Below are 22,911 nucleotides of genomic sequence, written 5' to 3' on the forward strand. Positions count from 1 at the left end.
ATGGTAATTTGTCGTATGTGAGGTACTTATGACATTTGTAAATATGGAGCGTATTGAAAAACGCTTTAATAATCAAACTGTATTGCGCGATGTATCGCTCAAAATGAATAGAGGGGAAATTGTTTCTATTATCGGACCTTCTGGTTCAGGTAAATCCACATTTTTGCGCTGCTTAGGTCAATTGGAAACGATTGATGGTGGTTCTATTACCGTAGATGGTACCGTGCTTGCTAGTACCGTAGATGGTATTGTGAAATATGCTTCACCTCAAACACAGCATGATTTATTGCTTCGTATGGGCATGGTGTTTCAATCCTTCAACTTATTCCCGCATATGACTGTACTTGACAATATTATGATTGCACCGCGTATGGTAAAAGGCATGAAGGATGAAGACATTCTACCGATTGCAGAGCATTTACTTAAGAAGGTAGGACTCTGGGAAAAACGTGATATGTATCCATCACGTTTATCTGGTGGTCAACAGCAACGTGTAGCTATTGCTCGTGCACTAGCAATGAATCCTGAAATTATGCTCTTTGATGAACCGACCTCTGCTCTAGATCCGGAGCTTACAGGTGAAGTACTTAAGACTATTAAACAATTGGCAGATGATCATATGACAATGATTATTGTAACCCATGAAATGCACTTTGCTCGTGAAGTATCTGACCGCGTTATCTTCATGGCAGATGGTGTTATTCAAGAAGAAGGAACACCAGAACAGATTTTTAATAACCCACAGAACGCTAGAACAAAAGCGTTTTTGGATAATATGTTATAGGAGGACCTATGAAGTTACGTTTGATTGCAGCGACATTAGCTGTTATGGCTTTGGGGACGACCTCTATCATGGCAGAGGGCTTACAAGGTACGCCTGAAACACCTTTGGCGATTGTAGAGTCTCAAAAGGATTCCGCCTCTATTTTGCCAGCTCAATATAAATCTTATGCTACGCAAATGAACACAGTAGTTAAGGACTATAAAAATGGTTATACTTTTACAATTCCTTGGCGCGTAGCTGACGGTGTCATGCTAGATATGGATGTGCGTAGTGAAAGCGAGCATATTCAAGGCTATTCCTTCAATTTAGCTGGTCCAACTCAAGATGATGCTTATACGGTGTCTTTCACAAAGCGTAATAATACACCGCAAGATGGGGTATCTCAAAAGGAATGGAATACAACTTGGTATGGTGTGCCAATTAAGGGCATGTCTAGCGAGGAATATTTAAGCATTTGGCGTCAACATAGTAATGCATTTGAAAACAATGATATTGTAGGTGGTTTCTTTAGTAAGAAAGGTGCCACATCTGCTCGGTGGGATAAAACAACGCCTAAATCTTATGCAGAAATGACCTCTACAGAGCCGGTACAGTCTGTGTTTGAAGCGGAATTCATTATGGATAAAGATCCTACACATCGCTATAATTTGGTTAGCACCTATGCGCCAATTCATGCAGACTTCATGGAGGCCGGCTTGATGGAGCATACGATTCCATCCTTTGAGCTGATCAATAAAAATAGTTCTAATGCTATTAAAGGTGTTAAAAAGTTCTTAACTGGAACGAATGACATTAGTGTAGCAGAAGGAATCAAGTTTACGTATCCAAAAGGATTTACTCGTCTTAATGAAAAGGGTAAGATTGCTTTCACTAAACATAACATTCGCCTCGATGTGGAGTCTTTCACAATCCCTGTGCAAGCAGTTAGTACAGGGATGCCGACGATGATGGCTAAGCAAATGCTTGCCGATTATTACCTTAAACAACTCGTTGAGATGTATAAGGCGAGTATTACTCGTTATGAAACGCATATCATCGATGGAAATGTAATGTTCTATCTTGCAGGACATATGAAAAATCCGAATACATCTGATACATCTGCGGCGGCTCCAGTATCCTTTGCTGCTACAATTATCCTGGGTAATGAAGGCAATGTAGCAGTAGCGCGTATGATTGGTCCGGCAGGTGTTAGTTTAGCTACACCTGAGCTCATCGATGTACTCGATGGATTTAAGTTGACTACGACTCTTAACACGAACCAGTCTTCACAAGTTCTCTAATATACACATAATATTCTTTTATTTGTATATTTTTGTATGATTTGTGCTATAATGTAATAAATCCTTTTGAAAAAAGAGGAGTTTTCCTTCGTAGTCTAGAATATATTAGTATAGGCTAAACGATCTTTGATCATATCCCCTTTGAGGGATTAGTAATAGGAGGGGTTATTATGGTTACCTACAAAACTATTGTCGTACCTACTGATGGTTCTGAAAATGCTAAACGTGCGTTGGAGCATGCTCTTGCAGTAGCAGACCGCAACCAAGCTGAATTAATCGTTGTTCACGTTGCGAATATCGTATCTGCTATTTCCAATTTTGACCAAACACCAATTTCTGGTGGCTACGTATCTGAGCAAATCGCTGAAGATATGGAAGAAACTGGCAAGGAAATTCTTAACGATGTAGTAAAAGAAATTCCTGCAGGTGTTAAAGTTAAAAGCGTATTCGAAGTTGGCTCCCCTGGACCTGCATTACTTGCAGTAGCTAAAAAATACAATGCTGATCTTATCGTAATGGGTAGCCGTGGCCTTGGTCCTTTGAAAGGCTTATTCATGGGTAGCGTAAGTAGCTATGTAACTAGCCACTCCACTTGCCCTGTACTAATCATTAAATAATTCATATCCTGTTTTGATATGATACAAAAAGAGACTTTGTTTACAAAGTCTCTTTTTTAATACAATAAAAATGATATAATATTTATATGTATGCTCTACATAAGAGTAATCTAATTTAAGCAACATCGATCAGTTATACATAAGAAATACAGAGTATACGCATGGATATGAATGAAATTAAGGGGGACTATATGAGCGACAAACAAGAATCATTGCTAAAGCTAGCAGAGCTGTTTAAAATCTTGGGAGACCCTACACGCCTTAAAATAGTAGAACTATTACTAGAAAACGAAATGTGTGTAAATCACATTGCAGAAACAATGGTAATGGGTCAATCCGCTATTTCACACCAACTACGCGTTTTACGTCAAGCACGCCTTGTGACCTATCGAAAGGAAGGAAAAACTGCATACTACTCTCTAAACGATGATCATGTGGAAGGTCTCGTAAGAATGGGTATGGAACACGTATCTCATCAATAAGTAAAAAGATAAGATAATTATTCAAATGTAAAAAAGGAGCCTTTTGAAGGGCTCCTTTTTGTATAGGTATACTAGTATCAATATAATGGAAATAGATAATAGGCGAATGTAATGAATAGTGGCATAGTTACTGCTGATAGAATTGTAGTACCCATAACGATTTGTGTAGCATATTCTGGGTTGTTCTTCATTTCAATGGCAATGAGAGACATATTGATAGCTGTTGGTACGCTATAGGTTATAATGAGCGTTTGCGCCGCTATTGGATGCATAGGGCCATAGAACTTGATGAATAGTATAGTTATAGCCGCGGCTATGAGTGGACTTACAACAAGACGCAAGGTTGAAGCAATCATAACATCAAGCTTGAAGAAGTTTAATGGCGTTCTATTAATTTGTACACCTAAGGCAATCATAGCAACACCGACGAAAGCGTTGGCGAAGATATTAAGCGGTGCAAAGAAGAAGAGACCGTGTAAATCGAAGGGTAGCAACTGGCATAATAGAGCCAGTGGGATGGCATATACCATTGGCATATGGAACACTACTTTTAGTGCATCTCGAGGGCTTAGTCTGCCTGCACCAGCTTGGTAGAACCCATACGTATTACTGCTGATGGTTTGAATAATCATGATGGATACAACGCTCACAAGACCCAAGTTAGCATAAGGTGTGGCTCCATCAATGACGTAGGGCACATTGGTAAATACAAATATGGCGAGGGCGACGCCCATATTTCCAACATTGTTAAACATAACGCAGTTTTTTAAGGTCGCGATCTTCGCTACGTCATAACCCTGCATTCGCCCAACTACATCGGCTAGTATGGAGTTTAGTATGAGTACACAGAATGCAACAAATACAATTTCTAACGTACCTGAGTTAAGCTTTGCTTCATACATCGCTCTAAATATAAAAGTAGGCAATAAAATGTAGAAGTTCAGCTTACTCAACGTATATAGATCGAGTTTAAATTTTCTATCTAATATAAATCCAACCCCTATAAGTATTAAAATAGGTATCATGGAATTCATAAAGATATGGCCTATTAATACGAATAAATTCATTATCTCACCTAGAGTTTCTTATTAATATAGGGCATAGTGTTAACTTATTGTATAACCGTATAGAGTAAATATACAGTTAGTATTATATAAATGATTAGTGGATATATTTCAAAAGCTGTTTAGAACTTTCTCATCCTCTATAGTATTATCATACCATAGTATGCATTATTTGAGGTTTAAAAATTTATCTATTATGATTACTAATCATAATCATCAGAAATATATCTATGCAAAATGTGAGCTTTTGCATACGACGTAGGCTATAAATTTATAGTATACTATGAATATATTGTATATTTAGTTTTTTGTTAGTCGATGTGTCTCAAGGTTTGACCATAGCTTTTACAGTGTGGCGTCCGGAGGGATGCACAGGAGGAATTATGAAACGAATTCTATTAGTATTAATGAGCGTTTTCATGCTTGCTTTTCTGGTAGGCTGTGGTAACGATGCAAGCAAATCGGCAGAAACAGGCAAACCCAGTACATCTGAAAAGATTACTGTACAAGCTGCGGCTAGTCTTAAAGGAGCTCTTACAGAACTGGCTGATGCTTACAAAAAAAGCCATAATTTAGCAGATGATCAAATTGCTATTAACTTTGCTGGTTCTGGCACATTGCGTCAACAAATTGAACAAGGTGCACCAGCTAGCTTATTCATCTCTGCTGACGAAAAAAATATGAAAATGTTACAAGAAAAAGACCTTGTAAGTGATGTAAAACCATTCGCTACAAATGAACTCGTTCTCGTAGTTCCTAAAGGTCAACCTAAAGTTGAATTAAATCAAATTGCTAATGTGAAACGCCTTGTATTAGGTAATCCTGAAACAGTGCCAGCTGGTAACTATGCTAAACAAGTATTAACAAAATTAGGTGTTTGGGAACAAGTAGAGCCTAATGTAGTATATGCAAAAGATGTAAAAGCAGTAACGGCTTCTATTAGCCAAGGTGCTGGTGATGCAGGCTTCATCTACAAAACTGATGCTATTGCAGCAGGTGATGCGGTTCAAATTTCCGCAGTAGCACCTGCAGACTCTCATGATCCAATTATCTATCCAATTGGTATCATTAAAAAATATGACAACGCATTGGCAAGAGACTTTTACCAGTACGTAATGAGCCCAGAAGGCCAAAAAGTATTAGAGAAATACGGTTTCTCCACTTCTAAATAAGGGTAAAACGCTAGCTCTCATGGCTAGCGTTTTCTTATGATACAATATAGATATTGTACATAGCCTAACTTGTTGTATATAGAAAGGGGGAGTGGCATGAGTCCATTCTGGCTATCGCTGTGGGTGGCGAGCATTGCCCTCGTTATTGTTATCCTAAGTGGCTTAGCCACTTGTTACTGGATGAATCGCTGTAAATGGGGCGGTATTGCCATTCTCGATGCCCTTATTACATTGCCTTTAGTACTACCTCCTGTAGTCGTTGGTTTTGCGCTGCTTATGGTATTTACACCGGGCTATGCCTTTGGTGCTTGGCTTGAAGCTCATGGCATGAGCGTCGTCTTTGCTGCTTCCGGTGCCGTCATAGCTTCTTCTGTTATTGCATTTCCACTGTTTTATCAAACTGTACGCTCTGCATTGCAGTCCGTAGATCATAATATGGAGGATGTAGCACGAACATTAGGTGCTTCAGAGTTACGCATTTTCTTTACCATATCTGTACCGCTCGCATGGAAAGGTATTTTAACAGGTAGTATTTTAGCGTTCTGCCGCGCTATGGGCGAGTTTGGTGCTACTATCTTAATAGCTGGTAATATCCCAAAGGTAACACGTACTATGCCGTTAGCTATCTACTCCTATGTAGAGGCAGGGCAGTACATGGATGCCTTTGAGTTAGTTATTTATATTTGTGTTCTTACATTGGCGTTACTGAGCGGGATTCACCTTATTACAAAAGATTCCTTGTTCCGCCATACAGATAATAATTAGGAGGTTCTATGATTACATTTTCTTTTACTGTATCTAGACCTTCTGTGATTGTGAAAGCCGATGGTGCATTGCCGTCAGGCATTACTGTGCTGACGGGACAGTCCGGTAGTGGTAAAAGTACTTTTATCAAATGTATTGCGGGCCTCGTAAAACCGACTACTGGCAGTATTCAATGTGATGAAATGACCTGGGTTGATCGAGATAGAAAGCTTTGGGTGCCCGCTCAAGAGCGCCAAGTAGGTTATATGCCACAAGGCAATATTGTATTTCCCCATTTATCGGTAGAACGTAATATTACCTATAGCAAACGAGGCACACCTGACATGTGTACTACGTTGTTACAACGGTTAGGTTTAGAAAAATACCGCAACACTAAGGCGGGTAGATTATCTGGTGGCGAGCAACAACGGGTTGCTCTGGGACGTGCTCTCTACTCTAAACCGACTGTTTTGCTCCTCGATGAACCTTTATCTGCTCTAGACTGGAACTTGAGAAAACAAGTTCGTGAGGACCTCGTATCTATCATCCGTGAATGGGATGTACCCTGCGTATGGGTTACCCATGATGAAAGTGAAGCAGAAAACGTAGGAGATAGACACTGGACCTGTGAAAACGGAATTATTACAATTCCTAAATAAGGGGAAGTCTCACCGTTTAATTTCTGCAGATGTGTGTGCTGTTTTACTTATAAATCCAACGATAGCTGTTACGACAAATGCCATTGTAAAGCTTGGTAAGGTGGCACCTATTGTGCTTTCACTATGTAACATATAGTGGTATAAACCAACAGATACGGCCCAAATAAGACCTCGTACGAGATAAGCCGATAGTGTTTGTACTTGTTGACGATTGATAAAGTAGTCTGCCAATAAGATGGCAATCATCGGTGCAAATACAGAGCCGATGAGGTATAGGAAGTCAGTAATATCATCCATTGGATATAGAATCGCTGCAATAGTGCCCACGATAGTAACTATGATAGCTACACCTTTACTAGATGCACCGTGATAGATAGTCGTACTAGATACGCCTGCAGAGTAAGCGTCCATAAAGGTTGTAGTAACGGTAGAGAAGATGATAACGATGAGTCCCGCAAGGCCAAGTCCGGTATTCATCATGATGGTAATGATGGAGTCGCCACCACCAAAGATAGCGGCACTAAGGCCTAAGGTGTACATAACGATACTTGTTATTGTGTAGACGGTAGCACTTGTAAGTGATGCGGCAAAAGGATTTTTGCTTTCACGGGTATAATCACTGATAAGCGGTAGCCAAGATAGTGGCATGGCAATAGATAATTCAAGAGCTGCGATGAAACTCATATTTCTGCTAGTTAGAAGGCTACCTTCATTAGACCACTGTGCTATCATGTGAGCGCCCATGTAAAGGGTGAGACCTAGCAATAACACAGATACGATAGCTTGAATATAGCCCGTATTGTGGAGGCCGATGAAGAGCCACAGGATGACAAGCGCTCCGATAGCTATCGTCCAGAATATAGGGGATAGGGGGGCTAGCTCTTGTAAGGCTAGCATAGCATCATAGATCATGATGCTAGTCCAGCCGATAAGTTGAAGCATATTTAAAAAGGCAAAGCCTTTAGCCCCGAGTGGGCCAAAGCTGAAGGCGGTTGTATTCATACTGCCTTGCCGTAGCTGTCCACCGATGAGGCCAGCTCCAAAGAGTAATATACCGCCGATGATATGCCCCAGTATGATAGCATATAGACCTTGGGTGAGCCCTAAGGGGGCCAGATAGGTACCGGTCATAATTTCCGCTATAGACAGAGCGGCACCGAACCATATCATGGCAAACTGTGGTAGTGTGATGTGTGTGTGTTTCATACGTCCTCCTTGCCAGGAAGTCATAAAAAAGCCGAGTCCAAAAAGGAACTCGGCTATTAATCCTCTATGTTCCCTACGTTGGCATTATCCAAATCAGGTTATGGGTTAAAGCTTCAGCTTACTCTCAGCCCACTCGTGTGAGCACCCCGTTATGGCTTCATTATAGGTGGATAATAGGAAACCGTCAATTCTTTGTTGCATAGATTGTATAATAATGTTATAACTAGAGTATAAAAATATATTGCCACTAGGGGTGCTTTTGCTGAGATTGACCATTCAAAACCCTAGACCTGATCCAGATAATACTGGCGTAGGGAAGTGGAGTGAAACATAATACTAAACTATTACGAGACCATTCCATTTGGAGTGGTCTTGTTTTTATATGTTCGGAGGTATTATGAAACTACATACTGCATTGACAATTGCTGGTACTGATCCTAGCGGCGGTGCTGGTATTATGGCCGATTTGAAATCCTTCCAAAGTCGTCACGTATACGGCATGGCCGTTGTTACGTCCGTGGTGGCTCAAAATACGACGGGCGTACATCATGTAGAACATCTATCGCTTGCGAGTATTGAGCAACAATTACACGATGTGTATTCTGACATTGAACCACAAGCCGTTAAGACGGGCATGATTGCTTTACCTGAAATGATGGACCTCATCTATCCTTATGTGAGTAAAACTATTCCGTACGTAATGGATCCCGTTATGATTGCCACTAGCGGTGATCGACTCGTATCAGATGAAGCGGTGAATTTCTTAAAATCTAAACTCATTCCTACCGCCACGGTTATTACCCCTAATCGCAGCGAAGCTGAGGTATTAGCGGACCTGTCTATTACGTGTGAAAGTGACATAACAATGGCGGCGCATCGTATCCTACAGGACTTAGGACCTCAAGTTGTTATCATTAAAGGCGGTCACATCGGCGAAGATGCAACGGATTATGCTTTCACTAAAGATGGTAGCGTCCGTACTTGGACAAGCCCTAAATATGATACGATGCATACCCATGGTACGGGTTGTACCTTCTCCGCAGTGATTACAGCGGAGCTTGCAATGGGACGTGATGTAATGGATGCTATTGGTATTGCCAAGGACTATATTGCACTTGCTATTAAACATAATCCTGGGCTGGGAAATAGCTGTGGTCCTGTTAATCATATGGCTTATGGCCTGTTATCTAATGGAACTGAAACGATGGATGAGCTATTGAAAGATGACGAGAGGAGATAGTGATATGACCTATGAAAATCCATATATGAATGGTAAAGTTCAGTCTGAGCTAAATATATTAGAAATCTTGCGTCAGAGAAACCCTCTCGTTATTTGTATTACCAATGATGTAGTGAGGACCTTTACGGCAAATGGTTTATTAGCTATTGGTGCATCACCGGTGATGAGTGAGTGTAGTGAAGATTTGAAAGACCTCATTGTCCATGCATCGGCACTACTCATCAATATTGGCACTCTAACCCCAGACAAGGTTAGCTACTACAAAGATGCCATAGCACTAGCGAAGAAATATGAGGTTCCTATCGTGTTAGATCCAGTGGGGTGTCATGCAGGGGCGTATCGTTTATCTGTGGTGCTAGACTTGATTAAGACTGGTGCCATCTCATTATTGCGAGGTAATCAAAGTGAAATTAAAGCTATCTACGATGCTTTAAGTCCTAATAATCAGGCAGATACTTCTACTACCGGTAAGGGTGTAGATGGGGGGCAGATTGAGGATAGTGCTGTTATCGTATATCGTCTAGCGCGCCTTATTAACTGCCCTGTTGTAGCTACTGGTGAAGAGGATTATGTTTCCGATGGAACTCGAGTATTTGCAGTGCCACACGGACATCCTATTATGACGGCTGTAACGGGTACAGGCTGTCTATTAGGAGCTGTATTAGGAGCCTTCTTTAGTGGATATTATTCGTTTATGCATAATATGTCTATCGCTGAGTTCCTTGCCTATACACTAGCTTATTATGGTTTAGCCGGTGAAAGTGCAGTGCAAGTAAGTGGTGTAAAACCTGGTAGCTTTAGTGTAGCCTTTATGGATAGTTTATATATATTCGATGATACGGTGCTTATAGCTGACATTCATATACGCCCTGTAGTTGTGCCTGATCAATTACAAGTATATTTCATCAGTGGTACCCGAGATGTGGAACTGAATGAAAATCGTTTACTCTCTATCGTAGAGGACGCTTGTCGAGGCGGTGTGACTTGTTTCCAATTTAGAGAAAAGGGTGAAGGTACTTTAGTTGGGCAACAGAAATTAGAGCTAGCCCAACAGCTAAAACAAATCTGTGCAAAATACAATGTACTCTATGTTATCAACGATGATGTAGACTTAGCGATGGCTGTTAATGCTGATGGTGTACATGTAGGACAAGAAGATATGCGTCTAGAAAAGGTGCGTAATCTTGTGGGCCATAAGGTGGTTGGTATCTCTATTCACTCTGTGGAGGAACTACATAAGACTGATGTAATCTACGCTGATTATATAGGTGTAGGGCCTATGTACGCCACAAGTAGTAAGCCTGACGCCCAAGTACCATGCGGACCTAATCGAATTACTGAACTTCAAGCAGAAGGCTTAACATTGCCATGTGTAGGAATTGGTGGTATCACTTTAGAAAATGCGAAACCTGTACTACAAGCAGGGGCCTGTGGTGTAGCTGTCATTTCTGCTATCGCTCATGCAGATAGTCCTTTTGAATCGGCTCAACAATTTAAACAGTTAGTATATTAGATAATAGAATATACTCTTTCATAGTAAATAGAACACAAAAAAGACGATGACTTGAGTCATCGTCTTTTAGTTAAGGAAGTTGTTAGTACTTACTGTAAGATTAATTGTACTTACAGGTATAGTTTAATTAAAATCTGTACTTACAGGTTGTTAGTTTAGTTAGTGTAGTACTTACAGATTAGATGGATTCAACGAAACGGTGGAAGAAAGCTTGTGGGTGTGCACATACTGGGCAAAGTTTAGGAGCGTCTTCACCAACGTGTACATAACCACAGTTAGCGCAGATCCAAGCAACTGGTTCGTCGTTGTGGAACACTTTGTTACCGGATACTTGAGCTGCTAATGCAAGGTAACGAGCTTCATGACGAGCTTCGATTTTACCAACTTCGCGCATGTGATAAGCGATTTTAGCAAAGCCTTCTTTTTCAGCTTCTTCAGCGAATTCTTTGTACATTATAGTGTGTTCGTAGTTTTCACCAGCAGCTGCATCACGAAGGTTAGCTTCGATATCGGAAGATACATCGCCACCATGAAGAGCTTTGAACCACATTTTAGCATGTGCAGATTCGTTGTGAGCTGTTTCTTCGAAGTAATCAGCGATTTCGTTCATGCCAGCTTTACGAGCTGCTGCTGCGTAGAATGTATATTTTTGGAATGCTTGGGATTCGCCAGCAAATGCTGCTTGTAGATTTTTTTCTGTGTTAGAACCTTTTAATTCTGCCATTTTAATACTCCTTTGTACTTACGATAATTTCAAAATTTGTTACTTAACTTATATATTCATAACCACTTGGTTGTGAATTCAAATAATAGAATACTTATTCTGCAATTTCGTGGGCGACTTCGCCTTAGTAAGAAAACTTATTCTTAGATCAAATAGACACTTGTCTAAATTTTTAAAATAGTACTTACTTATTTGTGCTTTTCGGCACTTGCCGTCTTAACAGTTTTATATACAATGTGCTATCCGTATACTTAACGAATAATCATTGTTGACTATATTGTAACATACTAAATGAGAAATGCAAGTGTTTTTATAAAATTTATTTCGAAAATTTTCTAAATGATAAATATTATCAATGTAGTAAAAATGCGGTTTCTTAAAGACTGAATAGTATAGGGTTTATAAAATTAGCTGATTTTGATATTGAGAATGATAACTATATGAAAAATCATTATTGATTAGTTGTTGAGAGTATTTTCTTTAGATGTACTAATAATTCCTCGTAAAATGCATACTTACAACTATAGATTTAAGATATATTTATAGAACACACCATTTTATGTATAATAAGTATATAAATACTGACTGACGATAAAGGAGGCGCTATGGCATTTGTTAGATATTATGTAGGCGATGTGGTGAAGATGAAAAAATCACATCCTTGCGGTAGTGACGAGTGGGAAGTAAAGCGTATTGGCACGGATTTTCTCATCGTATGTAACGGCTGTGGTCATCAACTGCTGATGCCGCGCCCTAAATTTGAAAAGGCAGTTAAGAAAATAGTATCTCGATTGCCAGAGAATGGGTAAGGAGGTCCTATGGTACGACTTACGGACTATGTGACAAATGGGGGATGTGCGTGTAAGATTGGTCCTCATATATTAAATCATGTTTTGAAAGCCGTGACACCAGTTACAAATGACCAGGTCTTAGCAGATATGACTGGTTCTGATGATGCTGGTGTATATAAAATTTCTGATACATTGGCATTGGTTCAAACCTTAGACTTTTTTACACCTATGGTTAATGATCCTATTTTGTTTGGTAAGATTGCTGCTGCCAATGCATTAAGTGATGTGTATGCTATGGGTGGAACTCCGTTGACTGCCATGAACATCGTAGGTTTCCCGGTACCTCTTGTGGAGCAAGGAGTCTTAACAGACGTGTTAAATGGCGCAGGCTCAATGGTAGCTGAATCTGGTGCGGCTATCGTAGGAGGCCATAGCATAGAAAATAAAGAACCTATCTTTGGTATGTCTGTGACTGGACAAGTGAATCCCCATTGTATTTGGAAAAACAAAGGGGCCCAGGTAGGGGATATATTGGTGCTAACAAAACGTATTGGAACAGGTATCATGAATAATGCGCTGAAAGCAGATTTGTTCCCTGTAGGTACAGAGCAAGCTATCACTAGTATGAGTACTTTAAATCGAGTAGGTGCAGAGGTAGCTCACAACTTTACTGTCCATGCTTGTACTGATGTGACTGGTTTTAGCCTTATGGGGCACTCTGTAGAAATGGCTAGTGCCTCTGATGTGACAATACACATTAAGGCTTACGACATTCCTCTCTTTGATGATGTTATCGAAGCGGCTCAAATGGGATTAGTACCAGCTGCGTCTTATGGTAACCGCAAGGCTATAATCGATGTACAAGTAGATGAGGCGTTGGACACTGTGTGGACTGATATCCTCTTTGATCCGCAAACCTCGGGTGGGTTGTTATTCTCTGTTCCTGCTAATGAAAGTGAACAACTCGTAGAGGCCTTACATAAGGCTGGTATAGACTGTGCGGCTATAGTAGGTACTGTTGAAAGTTTCTCTGGATTGGCTGTACGCGTAACAGAATGACATTAGGAACAATATAATATAGCGCTTAAGGTGTTACATTAAATATCATTAGCTGATAGCTGATAGCTGATAGCTGATAGCTGATACTTTTACAAAACATATAATGTATATTAATAGAGGTGTATAATGAGTAATACAAAGGAATTAACTGTAGATGTACGTGGTAGTTTGTGCCCAAAACCTGTGATCGAAACCAAAAAGGTAAGTGACACGAATCCAGATGCTGTTATTATAACTATCGTAGATAATGAAGTAAGCCGCGATAATGTAGAAAAGTTTGGTAAATCTCGCGGTTATGGGGTGGACATCCGACAAGATGGTAAGGATTTTTACCTCACTATGACCCCTAATGCAAATCCAGTACCAGACGGTGGTTGTGAACCCATGAGCTATGGCAACCGTGTCATTTTGATGACAAAGGACTATCTTGGTGAAGGCAGTGAAGAGTTAGGCCGTAATTTAATGAAAACGTTCTGGGTATGTATGCTTGAAGCCGATGTAAAACCATCTAAAATCTATTTCATCAACAGCAGCGTTAAGATGGTTGTCAATGGTTCTGTTCATTTAGAAAATATTAAAAAACTAGCTGATCTTGGTGTTGAAATTGCAGCGTGCGGCATTTGTCTCGATTACTATGGGGTAAAAGAAGAGCTTGGCGTAGGTAGTATTACAAATATGTACGCTATTACAGATGCTATTCTTGGGGACAATATAGTTAAGTTATAATTTTTAGTATTCTATTTTTGATTTACTGTTTTAGACTAGACGGATAGTCAACGTTACAGTGATGCAATATCAGATATCATGGTAGGAGGTGAGGCATTGGAAAATAAAAAATTGCTAGTCGTCTTTACGTCCTATTATTTTGGCGATAAAGCAGACAAGGTATTAACAGAATTAGAGGTGCCTCATCAATTGATGGCTACACCTCCTGAGCTTTATGATATGTGTGGGTTATCTGTGCAAATAAATCCAAGTATTGTAGAGCAGGTTCAGACTATTTTAAAAGAACATAAGATTAGTATATCTGGCCTTTTTTGGTATGAAAAAGGTGAGCTAGCTGTACCATATAAAGCCTAGACAACTGAACCGACCCCTTAATGTTAGACCAAAAATCTTAACATTAAGGAGGTCGGTTTAGTTTGTTGTGTCCCCAAAAGTCTAACTTTTTGGGGGCACAACAAACGTCTAGGCTTTTTCTTATTCCTTTTTTATTAAGGTTTTGATTATTATATAATTTACAGGCCGACTATGGTATTATAGATATATGATATTTTTTATCATTATGGAGGTATATATGAGCAAGTATGAAATAGAAAATGTAAAATTAACAGCCCCTAAATTAGATCGTAAAGATTTAGAATATGCTATGACATATCGTTATGCATGTAAGAAATTTGATAGCACTAAAAAGATTAGTGATGAAGACTGGAATGCTATCTTGCAGGCGGCACGTTTGTCTCCTACATCCCTTGGTTTTGAGCCTTTTGAATTGCTAGTTATCCAAAACCCAGAAATCCGAGAAAAAATGAAAGCTCATGGCTGGGGCATTCATGCGGGCCTTGAAGCAAGTCATTTTGTGGCATTCTTAGCACGTAAAAAAGTGGACTTAGATTTTGACTCCTCTTATGTACGTTACATTCAAGAGACCGTTAAGCAATTACCTGCAGAAGTAGATGCAGCATATCGCGAAAAATATGCTCAATTCACTACAAGTGACTATAAAACTTTTGAATCTGATCGGGCTGCCTTTGACTGGGCTTCAAAACAAGCGTATATCGTTATGGCGAACATGATGACAATGGCTGCTTATGAAGGCTTAGATTCTTGTCCATTAGAAGGATTCAATCAAGATGACATGACAGCACTCTTAGGTGATGAACTTGGACTGTTCGATACTAAACACTTTGGCATTGCTGTAATGGCTGCTTTCGGCTACCGAGATGAAGAACCGCATCGTAACAAAACACGTCGTACCTTAGATGAAATTGTAACAGTAGTTGAGTAAATCGTTATATGTAGATCTAAATCGAAATTCTTCATTCAATCTTTAGAATTGAATGCTATATTATAAATATACAAAAATTCTAAAATATTTATAAATTCTGTGTTATTTGATGGGGTTATGAATATTTTGATTGAATAGGAAGGAGTGATTGTATGTTATGGTCAATTATCGTTGGTGGTTTTATCGGGTTCCTAGCAGGTGCCATCACTAACAAAGGCAGTGCAATGGGCGTTATCGCTAAAGTTGTGGCTGGTTTAATTGGCTCGTCCGTAGGTCAGTCTCTATTTGGTACATGGGGTCCTAGCTTAGCAGGGATGTCCTTAATTCCATCTGTATTAGGTGCAGTAATTGTTGTTGCTGTTGTTTCGTTTTTCTTCGGAAAGAAATGATAGCAATTTATTTGTAAATATAGCTAAATAGCTAAAAAGATTTTACATGAAAGGAGCTATTATAATGGCATTAGAAGATAAATTAAACCAAGTTAAAGGTGCAGTAAAAGAAAATGTAGGTAAATTAACTGGTGACAAAAAATTGGAAGTAGAAGGTGTTGTAGAAAATACAGCTGCAAAAGTTAAAGACGTTGCACATGATGTTGCTGAAGATCTCAAAAAAACAGCTGAAGATGTTAAAGATGCTGTAGATGGTGCGATTAGTGGCGTCAAAAATGTTTTCCATAAAGACGATAAATAATTTTAAATAACAGGCTATCATTAGCAATAAAAACCAGTAAATCTTAGGATTTACTGGTTTTTGTTATATAAGTTATATAAATTTGTTTATACGTTGAAGCGGAAGTGTGTTACATCGCCGTCTTTCATAACGTAGTCTTTACCTTCTAGGCGTACAAGGCCTTTTTCTTTAGCCGCATTTTGGCTACCGCAAGTCTGTAAGTCATCGAAGGATACGATTTCAGCACGAATAAAGCCTTTTTCGATATCAGAGTGGATTTTACCAGCTGCCTGAGGAGCTTTTGTACCGTTTACGATTGTCCATGCACGAGCTTCCATTTCACCAGCTGTGAAGTAGTTAATAAGACCTAGAAGTGCATAACTTGCCTTGATAAGTTTAGTTAAGCCAGATTCTTCAAGACCGAGGTCTTCAAGGAATGCAGCGGATTCTTCATCAGATAACTCAGCGATTTCAGATTCGATGCGGGCAGAAACAACAACGATACCAGCACCTTCATTTTTTGCATATTCTTCTACGCGTTTTACGTGTTCGTTAGCAGAGTAATCAGATACTTCATCTTCAGAAATGTTAGCAACATAAAGAGAAGGTTTTGCTGTAAGTAATGTCAACTCTTTGATCATTTCTAACTCTTCTTCGTCTAAACCTTGTGCTCGAACTGGTTTAGCTTCCCCTAAACCTTCGATAATGCGTTCTAGCAAAGGCAACTCAGCACGAGCATCTTTATCGCCGGATTTTGCAATCTTTTCGATGCGTTGTTTCCGCTTTTCTACGGATTCAAGGTCAGCAAGGCAGAGTTCAGTGTTGATGATTTCGATGTCTCGGATTGGATCAATAGAACCTGCTACGTGAGTGATATTAGGATCATCGAAACAACGAATAACTTGGGCAATCGCATCTACTTGACGAATATGGCTAAGGAATTTGTTACCTAAACCTTCGCCTTTAGATGCGCCTTCTACGAGGCCCGCAATATCTACAAATCGCATAGCAGCAGGGAGGATGCGTTTAGAACCGAACATTTCCGCTAATACAGCTAGACGATTGTCTGGAACATCAACAACACCTACGTTTGGCTCAATTGTACAGAATGGATAGTTGGCAGCCTCAGCGCCAGCCTTTGTGATAGCGTTGAATAATGTACTTTTACCAACATTTGGAAGGCCTACAATGCCTACTTCTAAATTTGTGCTCATGGTACCACCTTTTATTAATTCAGTCATTTCGTTCATTGTGAAAGCTTTCACTAGAAATATTGTTTCTTATAAAAGCCTTATCAAACACATATTATATCACATTCTAACAGATATATACATTTCTATAGAATTGGTCTAGATTGTTTATCAAGAAGTGCTATAATATTAGATAGAAAGTTGAAGTTTCATATAAAAAATAATGATTAGTAGATGTGATTATAATAAAATTATAACTTTATTGTTTGCTTTATAGAAAATTTTGATGAGTAGATATAACTATGTCAGTGTACAGACGGACGTGTCATTTTGATTGAACGTAATCGTCATGTGACGCTGCTAGGAAAGGAAGTTAAGTATGTTTTCTAAGTTATTTGATAGTTTTTTAGTACACTATTTGGAACGATTCAATGATCATTGCTTTATTGTAAAAGTTGGTGATAACGAGTATACGATTGGTGAAGGTAATCCTGAATTTACGATTATTGTAAATAGGGATATACCTAAGACAGATGTATTGGTATCGGCCGAACTTGCTCTTGGCGAAGCGTATATGCGTAAGGATATTGAAATAGAGGGCGATTTATTCAAAGCACTTTGTGTTGTACTAGGTCATGTCAATAAGGATTCTATCAATAAAAAGGTACTTAGCTCTCTCTTTAATGTAGGTCTTAAAAAGAAAGATCAAAAACAACAAGTATCTTCTCATTACGACCTTGGTAATGATTTTTATAGCTTGTGGCTTGATAAGACAATGAGCTATTCTTGTGCATACTTTAAACATGAAGATGATAGCTTAGAAGATGCACAATACCAAAAGGTTCATCATATTCTTGATAAGCTATATTTAAAAGAAGGTATGACATTACTCGATATCGGTTGTGGTTGGGGATTCCTTTTAATCGAAGCAGCCCGTAAGTACGGCGTTAAAGGCTATGGTTGTACATTGTCTGAAGAACAATGGAAGAAAGGCCAAGAACGGATTAAAGAATTCGGTCTTGAAGGTCAAGTCGAAATCGAACTTATTGACTATCGTGATGTAGCTGCATCTGGTCGTACATTTGACCGTATCGTCAGCGTTGGTATGTTGGAACATGTAGGTCGTCCTAATTTCCCATTGTATATGGAAGCTGCATCCACTATGTTAAATGATGGTGGTCTATTCTTACTCCATTACATTAGTGATCCATCAGAAAAAGAAACTAGCGCATGGATTCGTAAATATATCTTCCCAGGTGGATGCTTACCATCTCTTCGTGAAATGGTTTCCATTGCCTATGACTATGATTTTAATGTTATCGATGTTGAAAGCTTGCGCTTGCACTACTATAAAACATTGATGCATTGGTACAATAACTTCCAAGGTGTACGTGACCAAGTAGAAAAAGCTCGCGGTACTGAATTCGTTCGCATGTGGGACTTATACCTCTGTGGTTGTGCAGCAGGTTTCTATATTGGCAATATGGATTTACACCAAATCCTTATGACAAAAGGTGTTAACAATGAGTTGCCATTGACACGTTGGTATTAATAGATAGATTTTAATACAAAAAGGACCGTCTTAATGGACTGTACCCAAAAATTGGATACAATTTTTAGGTGCAGTTTATAAGACGGTCCTTTTTGTGTGTCGTCATACGATATTGTTAATGTAAAAAGAGGATAACCGGAGTTATCCTCTTTAGTATTTTTTGAATTATAGAGAGTGAGCCCGCAATTCTTCAGCAGAATGTGTGGAAATCCAAGCTGGTGGAATATCGAATACTGTGTAGCAACCAGTACCACCGTGTTTAGCAAGACGGTAGATACCACGAGCGTAAGCAACTAGTGCAGAGCCTGTGAATTCAGGGTTAGAATCAAGTTTCAAGGAGTATTCAACAACATGACGAGTGCCGTCTGTGCTTTCACCAGAACGAAGCACGAAGCCACCATGCGGAATGCCTTTGTGGTTACGATCAAGTTCTTCTTGGGAAATAAAGTTTACTACAGTTTCATAACCTACGAAGTAGTTTTCCATAGTTTTGATTTCGTTTTCAATTTTAGCTTTGTCTGCATCAGGAGCAGCTACTACATAGCACTCACGAAGATGACCTTTGTAGCCGTCAACGTCCGGAGTTTCACCATTACGGATTGCTTCAAGGTATTGTTCTTTTGGAACAGTGTATTGACGAGCGTCAAGAACGCCATCAATACGACGGATAGCATCGGAGTGACCTTGAGAAACGCCACGACCCCAGAATGTATAAGATTTGCCTTGAGGCAAGATGCTTTCGGCATATACACGTTGTAAAGAGAACATGCCTGGGTCCCAACCGCAGGAAATCAATGTAGCAGTTTTAGCTTCTTTAGCTACTTTGTCTACGTTTGCGAAATGTTCAGGGATACGTGCATGTGTATCGAAGGAATCGATACAGTTAAAGTATTTTGTTACCATTGGAGTTTGTTCGATAAGGTCTGTTGCAGAACCGCCGCAAAGAACCATAACATCGATTTTACCTTTGAAGTTTGGTAAATCCTCCATAGTGTATGTAGCAACACCGGAAACCGTTTCTAAACCTTTACGACGAGAAAATACGCCAACGAGTTCCATATCTGGTTGCAATTTAACAGATGCTTCTACACCACGGCCTAAGTTGCCATAGCCTACGATACCAATACGAATGTTGCTCATATTAGCCTCCTATGTAAATCGATAAATTTAATAATCAACACTTTTATTATAGCACAAAATCATGTCTTTTTATATTTTTCTATAGAGCTTACCGATCTAGATTGTAAAAGTAATATATCTATCAATATGACCATACATTTGAAAATAAGTTTGCCTTTGACCCTATCGATACATCTCGGATTGTTACAAGAAAAACCTAAATAATCATATATATTAAGGCATAGAAAAGACCGATTACCGTCCCAATAAAGGAGTGTAATCGGTCTTTTGTCTTAATAGATATTTATATCAAACTTGTTTTAGATAAAAATACTCTTTTAGAATTTTAATGTTTTGATTCTGTCAACGGCACGAATTGTATTTTCGCGGCTACCAAAAGCTGTTAAACGAAGGTAACCTTCGCCGTGAGGGCCAAAGCCAGAACCTGGTGTAGATACGATTTGTACCTTTTCAAGTAAGATATCGAATAATTCCCAGCTAGTCATGTTGCCTGGTGTTTTAAGCCAAATGTATGGTGCGTCAACACCGCCGTATACAGTAAGGCCGATAGACTCAAGACCTTCTTTGATGATGCGGGCATTTTCTTTGTAGTATGCAATGTTAGCACGAGTTTGTTCGCGACCTTCTTTAGTGTATACTGCTTCAGCACCGCGTTGAATGATGTAAGGTACACCGTTGAATTTAGTGCATTGACGACGATTCCACATAGGGTTCAAAGGTTGACGCTCGCCAGATTTAGTTTTACCTGTTACTTCTTTTGGTACAACTGCATAAGCACAACGTGTACCAGTAAAACCTGCAGTTTTGGAGAAGGAACGGAACTCGATTGCTACTTCACGAGCGCCTTCAATTTCATAAATGGATTTTACAGTGTCTTCTGTACTGATGAAAGCTTCGTAAGCAGAGTCAAACATCAAGATCGCATCATTATCTTTACACCATTTGATCCATTCTGCTAAACGAGCACGGCTCAAAACAGTACCAGTAGGATTGTTAGGGGAGCAAAGATATACGATATCTACTCTTTCAGAAGGAAATTCTGGAGAGAAGTTGTTTTCTGCATAAGTAGGGAGGTATACAACTTTTTGGAAGATACCGTCTATAGCTTCGCCAGTACGACCGCCCATAACATTGGAATCTAGATATACTGGATACACTGGATCTGTAATAGCGATGATATTATCTTCGCTGAATAATTCTTGGATGTTGCCAACGTCAGATTTTGCACCGTCAGATACGAATACTTCGTCGATTGCAATATCTACACCTAATGGTTTGTAATCGCCATCAACAATAGCTTGGCGCAAGAAGTCATAACCTTGTTCAGGGCCGTAACCGCGGAATGTTTCTGCTTTACCCATCTCTTGAACCGCTTTGCTCATTGCATCGATAATTGCGGGAACAAGCGGTAATGTAACATCGCCAATACCAAGACGAATAATATCTGCATCTGGATGAGCTGCTTGATAATCCGCTACTTTTTTAGCAATGTTAGCAAATAAATAAGAACCTTGTAGGTTTAAATAGTTTTCATTAATATTAGCCATGATGACTCCTTTTTATAATTAGATTTCTCTATATATAGTAAATTATAGAGAACAATGACGCAAGGATTTTCTATAGAATGCTGAAAAAGAAATTATATTAGAAATTTATATATCCTTATGTATATTTTTGATATAATGAATATATATTTATATAAGTTCGGTTTATATGAGAGTTCATATAGTTGAATATGGAAGTGGTGACTGTATGCATACGGTTAGCAATAAAAGTTGGCTTTTTGTTTCTATATTAAGTGCCTTGATGGCCTTTACGTCGCTGTCAACGGATATTTATTTGCCCGCCATGCCTGCCATGGGGCGCGATCTAAATGGTGATGCAGAGCTTACGATTACAGGGTTCTTAATCGGGTTTTCCTTGGCTCAGCTCTTTTGGGGTGCCGTCAGTGATAAGATTGGACGGAAGAAACCTCTCATAATAGGGTTGATTTTATTTATTATAGGCTCTGTAGGCTGTGCGTTGAGTACGTCCATGATCGAACTATTAGCATGGCGTGTATTCCAAGCTTTTGGAGCTTGTGTGGGTCCCATGTTATCGCGAGCCATCATTCGCGATCTCTATGGACGGACTGAGGCGGCAAAGATGTTGTCTACACTGGCTATCGTAATGGCTATAGCACCCATAGCAGGTCCTTTGTTTGCCGGTCATTTGCTAGTGTGGTATACGTGGCATGCCATATTCTGGCTATTAGCTTTGATTGGGGTTTTTATGCTATTAGCCGTCCTATTGCTACCTGAAACACACCCCAAAGAAAAGCGTAGCCGAAAGTCTATGAGTCATACTTATATCAATTACTGGATATTGTTGCGCAATAAAGAATTTATGAAATACACGCTTTGTGTAAGCTCTTTCTATATTGCTATCTATGCTTTTTTAACTGGTTCACCTTATGTATACATCGATGTATTTGGAGTGCCTACAGAGTATTTTGGCTATTTATTCTCCCTTAATATTATTGGTGTAATGATTATGAGTGCAGTCAATCGGCGCATTGTAAGTGCCATACGCCTCGATAAGTTGTTGCGCTATGCTACCATGTTTGCAGCCATATGTGTAACGATTGTCATGATTTTAATGTTTATGGGCGAACACTCTTTATGGCTTATCGTAATCGGCAGTTTTTTATTCTTTTCTATGAATGGTATTATTGCTGCTGTAACGAATGCGTTAGCCTTGGAGCGTGCTGGTAAGATGGCGGGCTCCGGAGCGGCTTTGCTAGGGGCCATGCAATATGGTAGTGGTATTATTTCATCTTTGGTGTTAACATTCTTTCCGAATGATTCGGCATACCCTATGATGTCTGTTATTACAATCTTTGTTATTATCTGTGCTATTCTAGCATTCCCTAGAGATAAACGATACGACCATTAATAATTGTGAAAGCAAGAACTCAAAATGGTGTAAGAGTATAATACATTTGTGACAAGTAAATAAAAAATGAGAAGAAACTCTGT

24 protein-coding genes and 2 riboswitches are annotated in these 22,911 nt (G+C 39.3%); of the genes, 18 read left to right on the forward strand and 6 right to left on the reverse strand.

From position 1 onward, the window contains the following. The first annotated feature begins 28 nt into the window (after positions 1–28). From RWZ05_RS06795 to RWZ05_RS06810, 4 genes are all read left to right on the forward strand, one after another. Positions 29–784 (forward strand): amino acid ABC transporter ATP-binding protein, encoded by a 756-nt coding sequence (locus tag RWZ05_RS06795; RefSeq protein ID WP_314643109.1) that lies wholly within the window; start codon positions 29–31, stop codon positions 782–784. Positions 785–792: 8 nt separating this feature from the next. Beyond that, the gene (locus RWZ05_RS06800; protein ID WP_314643111.1) at positions 793–2,064 is read left to right on the forward strand and encodes a hypothetical protein; all 1,272 of its coding nucleotides are present in this window, start codon (positions 793–795) and stop codon (positions 2,062–2,064) included. A 170-nt stretch (positions 2,065–2,234) separates the two neighbouring features. After that, complete coding sequence (locus RWZ05_RS06805) at positions 2,235–2,681, forward strand: universal stress protein (RefSeq protein ID WP_004693853.1); 447 nt, start codon at positions 2,235–2,237, stop codon at positions 2,679–2,681. A gap of 191 nt (positions 2,682–2,872) precedes the next feature. Then, entirely contained in the window at positions 2,873–3,163 is a 291-nt protein-coding gene (locus RWZ05_RS06810; RefSeq protein ID WP_314643113.1) for a metalloregulator ArsR/SmtB family transcription factor, read from the forward strand. A gap of 77 nt (positions 3,164–3,240) precedes the next feature. Here RWZ05_RS06810 and RWZ05_RS06815 read toward each other — a convergent pair whose 3' ends face one another. Beyond that, positions 3,241–4,230 carry an AEC family transporter gene (locus RWZ05_RS06815; protein WP_314643114.1) on the reverse strand — a complete coding sequence of 330 codons (990 nt, stop codon included), beginning with the start codon at positions 4,228–4,230 and terminating at the stop codon, positions 3,241–3,243. Between the two features lie 380 nt (positions 4,231–4,610). Between RWZ05_RS06815 and modA the strand changes: the two genes are divergently transcribed. From modA to RWZ05_RS06830, 3 genes are all read left to right on the forward strand, one after another. Continuing rightward, on the forward strand, positions 4,611–5,399 hold the full coding sequence (modA, locus tag RWZ05_RS06820; protein ID WP_314643116.1) for a molybdate ABC transporter substrate-binding protein: 789 nt from the start codon (positions 4,611–4,613) through the stop codon (positions 5,397–5,399). A 96-nt stretch (positions 5,400–5,495) separates the two neighbouring features. Further along, entirely contained in the window at positions 5,496–6,164 is a 669-nt protein-coding gene (gene modB / locus RWZ05_RS06825; protein ID WP_314643118.1) for a molybdate ABC transporter permease subunit, read from the forward strand. An 8-nt stretch (positions 6,165–6,172) separates the two neighbouring features. Beyond that, positions 6,173–6,802, forward strand: a complete 630-nt coding sequence (locus tag RWZ05_RS06830) for an ATP-binding cassette domain-containing protein (protein WP_314643120.1) — start codon at positions 6,173–6,175, stop codon at positions 6,800–6,802. 9 nt (positions 6,803–6,811) lie between these two features. On the opposite strand, the gene cytX is transcribed toward RWZ05_RS06830, so the two are convergent. Next, complete coding sequence (gene cytX, locus RWZ05_RS06835; RefSeq protein ID WP_314643122.1) at positions 6,812–8,008, reverse strand: putative hydroxymethylpyrimidine transporter CytX; 1,197 nt, start codon at positions 8,006–8,008, stop codon at positions 6,812–6,814. Positions 8,009–8,061: 53 nt separating this feature from the next. Then, positions 8,062–8,167, reverse strand: a riboswitch (TPP riboswitch). Between the two features lie 80 nt (positions 8,168–8,247). Further along, positions 8,248–8,342, forward strand: a riboswitch (TPP riboswitch). Between the two features lie 63 nt (positions 8,343–8,405). On the opposite strand from cytX, the gene thiD reads away from it, so the two are divergent. After that, on the forward strand, positions 8,406–9,248 hold the full coding sequence (gene thiD / locus RWZ05_RS06840) for a bifunctional hydroxymethylpyrimidine kinase/phosphomethylpyrimidine kinase (protein WP_314643123.1): 843 nt from the start codon (positions 8,406–8,408) through the stop codon (positions 9,246–9,248). Between the two features lie 4 nt (positions 9,249–9,252). Next, positions 9,253–10,761 (forward strand): hydroxyethylthiazole kinase, encoded by a 1,509-nt coding sequence (gene thiM / locus RWZ05_RS06845; protein WP_314643124.1) that lies wholly within the window; start codon positions 9,253–9,255, stop codon positions 10,759–10,761. Positions 10,762–10,939: 178 nt separating this feature from the next. Here the strand turns inward: thiM and rbr are convergent, their stop codons facing one another. Then, positions 10,940–11,485 carry a rubrerythrin gene (rbr, locus tag RWZ05_RS06850; protein ID WP_314643125.1) on the reverse strand — a complete coding sequence of 182 codons (546 nt, stop codon included), beginning with the start codon at positions 11,483–11,485 and terminating at the stop codon, positions 10,940–10,942. A gap of 605 nt (positions 11,486–12,090) precedes the next feature. Here rbr and RWZ05_RS06855 point away from each other — a divergent pair. The 7 genes from RWZ05_RS06855 to RWZ05_RS06885 all read left to right on the forward strand — a co-directional run bounded on the left by RWZ05_RS06855 (position 12,091) and on the right by RWZ05_RS06885 (position 16,033). Continuing rightward, complete coding sequence (locus tag RWZ05_RS06855) at positions 12,091–12,294, forward strand: DUF951 domain-containing protein (protein ID WP_314643127.1); 204 nt, start codon at positions 12,091–12,093, stop codon at positions 12,292–12,294. A gap of 9 nt (positions 12,295–12,303) precedes the next feature. Continuing rightward, positions 12,304–13,335 (forward strand): selenide, water dikinase SelD, encoded by a 1,032-nt coding sequence (selD, locus tag RWZ05_RS06860; RefSeq protein ID WP_314643128.1) that lies wholly within the window; start codon positions 12,304–12,306, stop codon positions 13,333–13,335. Between the two features lie 126 nt (positions 13,336–13,461). Then, complete coding sequence (gene yedF, locus RWZ05_RS06865; RefSeq protein WP_314643129.1) at positions 13,462–14,061, forward strand: sulfurtransferase-like selenium metabolism protein YedF; 600 nt, start codon at positions 13,462–13,464, stop codon at positions 14,059–14,061. A gap of 96 nt (positions 14,062–14,157) precedes the next feature. Beyond that, complete coding sequence (locus tag RWZ05_RS06870; RefSeq protein WP_314643130.1) at positions 14,158–14,415, forward strand: DUF3343 domain-containing protein; 258 nt, start codon at positions 14,158–14,160, stop codon at positions 14,413–14,415. Positions 14,416–14,632: 217 nt separating this feature from the next. Continuing rightward, entirely contained in the window at positions 14,633–15,343 is a 711-nt protein-coding gene (locus tag RWZ05_RS06875; protein WP_314643131.1) for an NAD(P)H-dependent oxidoreductase, read from the forward strand. A 152-nt stretch (positions 15,344–15,495) separates the two neighbouring features. Continuing rightward, positions 15,496–15,732: a GlsB/YeaQ/YmgE family stress response membrane protein gene (locus tag RWZ05_RS06880; protein WP_314643133.1), complete on the forward strand. Its 237-nt coding sequence runs from the start codon at positions 15,496–15,498 to the stop codon at positions 15,730–15,732. A 64-nt stretch (positions 15,733–15,796) separates the two neighbouring features. Continuing rightward, positions 15,797–16,033 carry a CsbD family protein gene (locus tag RWZ05_RS06885; protein ID WP_314643134.1) on the forward strand — a complete coding sequence of 79 codons (237 nt, stop codon included), beginning with the start codon at positions 15,797–15,799 and terminating at the stop codon, positions 16,031–16,033. A gap of 86 nt (positions 16,034–16,119) precedes the next feature. On the opposite strand, the gene ychF is transcribed toward RWZ05_RS06885, so the two are convergent. Then, positions 16,120–17,226 carry a redox-regulated ATPase YchF gene (ychF, locus tag RWZ05_RS06890; RefSeq protein ID WP_314643135.1) on the reverse strand — a complete coding sequence of 369 codons (1,107 nt, stop codon included), beginning with the start codon at positions 17,224–17,226 and terminating at the stop codon, positions 16,120–16,122. Positions 17,227–17,581: 355 nt separating this feature from the next. On the opposite strand from ychF, the gene RWZ05_RS06895 reads away from it, so the two are divergent. Further along, positions 17,582–18,754, forward strand: a complete 1,173-nt coding sequence (locus RWZ05_RS06895; RefSeq protein WP_314643136.1) for a cyclopropane-fatty-acyl-phospholipid synthase family protein — start codon at positions 17,582–17,584, stop codon at positions 18,752–18,754. 165 nt (positions 18,755–18,919) lie between these two features. Here the strand turns inward: RWZ05_RS06895 and RWZ05_RS06900 are convergent, their stop codons facing one another. Then, on the reverse strand, positions 18,920–19,894 hold the full coding sequence (locus tag RWZ05_RS06900; RefSeq protein WP_314643137.1) for a diaminopimelate dehydrogenase: 975 nt from the start codon (positions 19,892–19,894) through the stop codon (positions 18,920–18,922). Positions 19,895–20,211: 317 nt separating this feature from the next. Continuing rightward, complete coding sequence (locus tag RWZ05_RS06905; RefSeq protein WP_314643138.1) at positions 20,212–21,441, reverse strand: LL-diaminopimelate aminotransferase; 1,230 nt, start codon at positions 21,439–21,441, stop codon at positions 20,212–20,214. Positions 21,442–21,646: 205 nt separating this feature from the next. Between RWZ05_RS06905 and RWZ05_RS06910 the strand changes: the two genes are divergently transcribed. Beyond that, the gene (locus tag RWZ05_RS06910; RefSeq protein WP_314643140.1) at positions 21,647–22,828 is read left to right on the forward strand and encodes a multidrug effflux MFS transporter; all 1,182 of its coding nucleotides are present in this window, start codon (positions 21,647–21,649) and stop codon (positions 22,826–22,828) included. Positions 22,829–22,911: the final 83 nt, after the last annotated feature.

The organism is uncultured Veillonella sp., from assembly GCF_963543145.1.
GTDB lineage: Bacteria > Bacillota > Negativicutes > Veillonellales > Veillonellaceae > Veillonella.